We start from the raw sequence: 2,566 nt of genomic DNA on the forward strand, positions 1-2,566 counted from the left end.
GTTCACCTCCAGAGGCCGGTGGGTGATATCCACGTCCTGACGATGAAATCCATTCGCATCTCCCAGCTCCTCGAGGACGAGGGCCACGACCTGCGGCTGACCCTGATGGCCGGCTCCCAGGGTCTGAAGCGCACGGTGGACTCCTCGCGCATCCAGAAGCCGGGCCTGGCGCTGGCGGGCTTCACCGAGCACCTGCACCCCCACCGCGTCCAGGTGTTCGGCAACACGGAAATCTCGTACCTGGCCACCCTGCCGGAAGAGGGGCAGCGCGCCTCGCTGGCCAAGCTCTTCGGCGAGGAGGACCTCGCGTGCGTCGTGGTGACGAAGGCGCTGGATGCCCCCAAGGCGCTGGTGGACGCGTGCGAGGCGGCGGGCCTGGCGCTGATGAAGACGCCGCTGCTCTCCAGCGAGTTCATCCAGCGCGTGCAGATGTTCCTGGAGGACGCGCTGACGGAGTCCAGCAGCCTGCACGGCGTGTTGATGGACGTCTTCGGCGTGGGCATCTTGCTGCTGGGCAAGAGCGGTATCGGCAAGAGCGAAATCGCCCTGGACCTGGTGATGCGGGGCCACCGGCTGGTGGCGGACGACATCGTGGACGTCACCCGGAGGAAGGGGGCCGTCTACGGCGCGGGCAACCCGGTCATCAAGCACCACATGGAGATTCGCGGCCTGGGCATCATCAACATCAAGGACCTGTTCGGAGTGTCGGCCGTCCGGGAGCAGAAGAAGATTGAGCTTGTCATCGAGTTGCAGGAATGGGATCCGCACCAGGAGTACGACCGCCTGGGCGTGGAGGACAAGCATCTGCAGATTGTCGGCGTGGACATCCCCTTGTCCGTTGTCCCCGTGCGTCCCGGACGCAACATGGCCACCATTGTCGAGGTGGCCGCGCGCAACCAGTTGTTGAAGCTTCAGGGCCACCACTCGGCGCGGGAGTTCGCCGAGCGACTCAATCGAGCCATCGCCCAGGGGGCGATGCGCCGCAATCTGGGAGAAGAGGTCGAGTGACCGCCGCCCCTGCGAAGCAGATCATCGTCATCACCGGCATGTCCGGATCCGGAAAGTCCACCGCCATCCGCGCGCTGGAGGACGCCGGGTTCTTCTGCATCGACAACCTGCCGGTGCTCCTGCTGCCCAAGCTCACGGAGCTCGCGGGCGGGGGCAACATCGAGCGCATGGCGCTGGTGATGGACGTGCGCGAGGGCATCTTCCTCAAGGACGCCCCCCGCGTGCTGGCCGACGTGCGCCGCGCGGGCCACCAGGTGGACGTGCTCTTCCTGGACTCCAGCGACGACAGCCTCCTGCGCCGCTTCAGCGAGACGCGCCGCCGCCACCCGCTGGCCCCCGAGGGCACGGTGGCGGAGGGCATCCGGGCGGAGCGCGAGGCCCTCAAGGACCTGCGCGAGCTGGCGGACCAGGTCATCGACTCGTCGGCGCTCAACGTCCACGACCTGAAGCGCATGGTGCAGGGGCGCTTCAGTCCGGAGCCGACGACGGGCCCCAGCCTGTCCATCATGTCCTTCGGCTACCGGTACGGGGTGCCGCCGCAGGCGGACCTCGTCTTCGACGTGCGCTTCCTGCCGAACCCCTACTTCGTGCCGGAGCTGAAGGGGCTCACGGGCAAGGTGCCGAAGGTGGCCGCGTACGTGCTGGACCGGGACGAGACGCAGCAGTTCCTCGACAAGGTCGTGGACCTCTGCCGGTTCCTGTTCCCGCGCTACCAGAAGGAGGGGAAGGCGTACCTCACGGTGGCGCTGGGGTGCACGGGCGGCAAGCACCGCTCGGTGGCGCTGGCGGCGGAGATGGTGCGGCGGCTGTCGGAGGACTACGGCCGCGTGCAGCTCTGGGACCGGGACATCGAGAAGGAGTAGGGCGTAGGGCTTTGAGCCCGGCGCTCTTCAGTGCCGGGTGTCCGTCACGGGGGTGAAGCGCGCGCCGGTGACGCGCTCCTTTTCGAGGGCTTCCTTCACGACCTCGGAGACGACGAGGGTGACGGGCCAGCCCCAGGGGCGGAACACGCGGGCGCGGCCCACCTGGGTCGGGTCGATGCGCAGGCCCTGGACGGAGCGGTACTGGCCCATGCGAGCGGGCAGGCCGTCCCCGGGGCCGTAGCGGTGGAGCTCCAGACACGCGGCCTCGTCGACGCAGCGGATGAGGCGCGTGGCGACGAGGAGGAAGTACGGCTCCCGCTGGCCCTCGATGTTGACGGGGAGCAGCTGCACGTCATGGGGGGCGAGGCGCTCGAAGACGGCGGCCACGCGCGGGTGCACCACGGGCGTGAGGCCCGCGCCGGCGAGGGAGAAGTCCAGTGGGGACCTGCGGGCCTCGTTGGGGATGTGCATGGGCCCGTCGACGGCGACCGGGTGCCCGGCGGTGAACATCCACACGCCACCGACAATCTCGTCATCCAGGCCGCGAGGGTCGCCGGGTTCCCAGTGGCCGGGGGCACGGAAGTCATCGTGCAGGTCGTAGAAGCGCGCGGTGAGGGCGCGGCGCGTCGTCTTGCGAAGGGGCGTGTGGGCCGTGCCGCCGTGCGCGACGATGCGGACGGCGGCACGGCCCACAC

General features: G+C 69.1%; 3 protein-coding genes. 2 read left to right on the forward strand and 1 reads right to left on the reverse strand.

What is annotated here, in order from left to right; translation table 11 throughout:
* The first annotated feature begins 42 nt into the window (after positions 1-42).
* Positions 43-1,008, forward strand: coding sequence for an HPr(Ser) kinase/phosphatase (gene hprK / locus D7V93_RS41550; RefSeq protein ID WP_120648499.1), 966 nt, complete (start codon positions 43-45; stop codon positions 1,006-1,008).
* Positions 1,005-1,871: an RNase adapter RapZ gene (gene rapZ, locus D7V93_RS41555; RefSeq protein WP_120648498.1), complete on the forward strand. Its 867-nt coding sequence runs from the start codon at positions 1,005-1,007 to the stop codon at positions 1,869-1,871. Before hprK ends, rapZ begins: the two co-directional genes overlap by 4 nt.
* Positions 1,872-1,898: 27 nt before the next feature.
* On the opposite strand, the gene D7V93_RS41560 is transcribed toward rapZ, so the two are convergent.
* A partial coding sequence (locus tag D7V93_RS41560) for an imm11 family protein (protein WP_244237821.1) occupies positions 1,899-2,566 on the reverse strand: 668 nt, incomplete at its 5' end.

Source organism: Corallococcus llansteffanensis, from assembly GCF_003612055.1.
GTDB classification, from domain to species: Bacteria; Myxococcota; Myxococcia; order Myxococcales; family Myxococcaceae; genus Corallococcus; species Corallococcus llansteffanensis.

Bases quoted from the DNA above. Each gene is read 5' to 3' on its own strand.
- hprK (WP_120648499.1), top strand. From the start codon at position 43: ATGAAATCCATTCGCATCTCCCAGCTCCTCGAGGACGAGGGCCACGAC.